Annotated in this window: 1 rRNA gene; it reads left to right on the top strand. The window is 56.5% G+C overall.

Annotation, left to right across the window (positions count from 1 at the left end):
- Positions 1-255, top strand: a 23S ribosomal RNA gene (locus QSJ40_RS12665); the annotation flags it as partial.

Below are 255 nucleotides of genomic sequence, written 5' to 3'. Positions count from 1 at the left end.
AGGTTGGCTTAGAAGCAGCCATCCTTGAAAGAGTGCGTAATAGCTCACTGGTCAAGTGATTCCGCGCCGATAATGTAGCGGGGCTCAAGTACACCGCCGAAGTCGTGGCAATGCACATTTCCGCACACCGATCCTGTCAGGGCTTTTGGGTTCTGGTGGGGTGCTGTGTGGTGACTGTAATGGTTTTGTGTGTGTTGGGTAGGGGAGCGTCGAGCGGGTGGTGAAGCTGCCGGGTGACCGAGTGGTGGAGCCTGT

It is taken from the genome of Kocuria sp. NBRC 114282 (genome assembly GCF_030268385.1).
GTDB classification, from domain to species: Bacteria; Actinomycetota; Actinomycetes; order Actinomycetales; family Micrococcaceae; genus Kocuria; species Kocuria palustris.
The sequence above is the reverse complement of the archived record's forward strand: the minus strand, read 5'-3'. Positions and strand labels throughout refer to the sequence as shown.